Origin of the sequence: uncultured Methanobrevibacter sp. (assembly GCF_937906425.1) — an archaeon.
Taxonomy (GTDB): domain Archaea; phylum Methanobacteriota; class Methanobacteria; order Methanobacteriales; family Methanobacteriaceae; genus Methanobrevibacter.
The window spans coordinates 1-3,266 of the sequence record NZ_CALCYR010000295.1; the positions used below are offsets into that span (position 1 = coordinate 1).

The following is a 3,266-nucleotide window of genomic DNA, read 5'->3' on the forward strand; positions in this document are numbered from 1 at the left end:
GTATTTGAATATACTTCTTCATAAAATTATTAAAATAAAAAAAAGAAAAAAAGGTATTTGAATATACTTCTTCATAAAATTATTAAAATAAAAAAAGAAAAATAGGAATTAGAATATAATTATTCTAATAATAATTTAAGTAAATTACATCCTACCATTTCACCAAGTGCACCATCCTTAACGCTGTCTTCATCATATACCTCAACAGCGTCAGCTTCACCATTAGATGAATAGATTGCAATAGGGACCATATCTCTTGTATGGGTACCAATGTCAATTGGAGTTGGATGATCTGGCAAAACAGCTATTTTAAAGTCCCCATATTCAGGAAGAGCTTCCATTAAAGGAGCTAAAATATGCTTGTCAATATTTTCAATTCCTCTAATCTTTTCTTTTAAGTCCTTTGCATGTCCCGCTTCATCTGGGGCTTCAATATGTACAATAACAATGTCATTGTCCTTTAATGCATTAACTGCATATTGGCCTTTTGCATTATAATCAGTGTCAAAGAAAGCGGTTGCTCCAGGAACATCAATATTTGTACAGCCTGTACAAACACCTAAACCCTTAATAAGGTCAACTCCAGTAATTACAGAACCTTTTAAACCATAAGTGTCCTTCATTTGAGGCATGTCTGGCATTGTTCCTTGACCCCAGAACCATACCATATTACAAGGTTCCTTTCCTTCCTCAATTCTTTTTTTATTTACAGGATGATTTTCCAAAGCTTCCTTGGATTCTAACATTATTGATTTAACCTCGTCTGCAAAGGATTCGAATTCAATTTTATCAGCAATTGTTCCACCTACAAAGTCATGGGGAGGAACCATATCCATTTTTGCTAATTTTTCCGCATTTTCCAAATCATTATAAACAAATAAGTGTCTATAACTTACTCCAGGATAAAATCTTCCCTTAAAGTCAGGATATTTTTCAGTGAAGTAATCATTAAGTGCTTCCATAAGTTCAGCTGCCTCTTCAGAGCTGATGTGTCCAGCATTTGAACTGGCCATCAATCCGTCCTTTTCTGTAATTGTATTGCAACGGAAAACCACATCTCCATCCTTTGTTTCAACCCCCATACTAGCTGCTTCCAATGGTCCGCGTCCTGTATAGTAGGATAATGGATTATATCCGAATATGCTCATATTGGCAACATCTGAACCTGGAGGAAGACTTTCAGGTACATTTTGAATTAATCCAGTCTTTCCTTCACGAGCTATTCTATCTAAAACTGGTTTATTTGCTACTTTAAGTGGAGTTTTACCATCAATCTCTTCAATTGGATAGTCACTAGCTCCATCTTCAATTACAATAACATATTTCATTATAAAACTCCTAAATAAATATTTTTTTTAATTGTTATTGAATAAAATCTTATTAAATTGATTTAATATAATCTTAATAATTTGAATAAAAATAATTAAAATAATTTAATATAATCCTAATAATTTGAATAAAAATAAATAAAAAAATAAAGAATTAAAGAAATAAATTAAATTTATTTTATAATTTATTTGTTTTAATGTTAATTTATTTTATGATTTATTTGTTTTTAATAATATTAATAACATCTGTAAGCATTGCTGAAGCGGTTTCAAGAGAACCTGCTCCTTTACCCATAACAGTAACGTCATCAGCAAGGTCTGTTGTTACAGTTGCCAAATTTAAAGTTCCATCTATTGCAAATTGACTGCTTTTCTTAACAAGTCTTGGAGATACCTTCAATTTATTTTCAGAAACCTCTCCAATAAGCTTTACATAATAACCTTCCTCTTTCGCAAGGTCAATCGCCTCAAGTGAAACATTGGAAATGCCTCTAACTTCAACATCATCATAAGTAGCATCGATTCCCAATACTGAATTTGCTAAAATAACAACCTTACATGCTGCATCTATACCTTCAACATCCTGTGTAGGGTCGGTTTCTGCAATTCCCAATTCCTGAGATTCCCTTAAAACATTCTCATAGCTCATGCCTTCTGAAGTCATTCTGGATAGGATATAATTGGTTGTTCCATTCAGGATTCCCTTTATGGAACTGATTCCGCAGCTTGCAAGAGTTTCCTGACATAAGTTAATTATAGGCATTGCACCGCCAACTGATGCCTCAAACTTAAATTCAACCCCTGCCTCTTTTTGAGCTTCAATGATTTCCTTATAGAATAAAGCCAAATGACCCTTGTTTGAGGTTACAACATCCTTTCCATCTGCAAATGCCTTTAATGTTAGAGATTTTGCAGGTTCAGCATCAACAATATTTGTTGGAGTCACTTCAATAAGCATATCATAATCGACTGCATCCAAAACTTCGATTCCTGCAATTTCACTACCATATTCTGGATAATTGATTAGTTTGCCTGTTTCATTTTTGGTTTGAACCAATAATTCCTCATCAAGTCCATCTTCACAGATAGCGGATGTGGAAGAGTCTGCAGCTGCCACAATCTTTAAACTTACACCAAATTTGTCCTTAATCATTTCTTTTTTAAGCGCTATTGCATTAGCTACACCTTGACCAACAGCGCCAAATCCTAAGATAATAAGTTTACATTCATCCATTTTAACACCTGCCTATACCTCATCAATAACAACAAAGTCCTTTTCTTCAGCTATTTCCATAATCTTATTAAATGCTATTTCCCTTTTACCGAGATCCAATTCAATGGTTATTAATGCAGTGGATTTAAGTTCTCCATCTAATTTCAATTGTAAATCACTTACAACCAAACCATCTACAGCATTGATTTTATCTACTGTATCCCTTAAATCAGTGTCAATAATGTGTCCATAGAGAATTGTACTTAACTTTTCTTTTTTAACCGCATCATCAACTTTAATTACAGAAAGGTTCATTTCATTGAATTTGTCAAGTACAGCCTGTAAGTTTTCTCTTTCCCCTTCCAATGTAATTTGAATAGGGATTCTACCTTCCTCATTTTTAGTTTCCCTTTGATGTATAATTGTTACCAAATTAGCTCCAAGTTCTCCAACTGGACTTAAAACAGAAACTAATTGTCCAGGAACATCCAATATTTCAAGAATTAAATTCATTCTCATAATATTCATCTCTTTGATTTAAATTAAAATTAGACTTCTTTTTTTTAAATTAATTTAAATTTGATAAAAACGATATTAAAAACTAGTATAAAACAAATTAATTTTAATGTTATACCATGCTCTAATTTAGTTTTTGATAAAAAAATTTTAGCAAATAATATAGGATTTTTTTCTTTTTCAACAACTATTCTGTCTGCTTCAGGATT

3 protein-coding genes are annotated in these 3,266 nt (G+C 32.2%); all 3 read right to left on the reverse strand.

Translation table 11 applies throughout. The features are described from left to right. Positions 1 to 119 precede the first annotated feature (119 nt). A complete protein-coding gene (locus Q0138_RS08625) occupies positions 120 to 1,328 on the reverse strand; it encodes a cofactor-independent phosphoglycerate mutase (RefSeq protein ID WP_297983457.1) in 1,209 nt (402 codons plus the stop codon). 217 nt (positions 1,329 to 1,545) lie between these two features. Further along, on the reverse strand, positions 1,546 to 2,562 hold the full coding sequence (locus Q0138_RS08630; protein WP_297983460.1) for a homoserine dehydrogenase: 1,017 nt from the start codon (positions 2,560 to 2,562) through the stop codon (positions 1,546 to 1,548). 12 nt (positions 2,563 to 2,574) lie between these two features. Further along, positions 2,575 to 3,060 (reverse strand): amino acid-binding protein, encoded by a 486-nt coding sequence (locus Q0138_RS08635; protein WP_297983462.1) that lies wholly within the window; start codon positions 3,058 to 3,060, stop codon positions 2,575 to 2,577. Between the last annotated feature and the right edge of the window lie 206 nt (positions 3,061 to 3,266).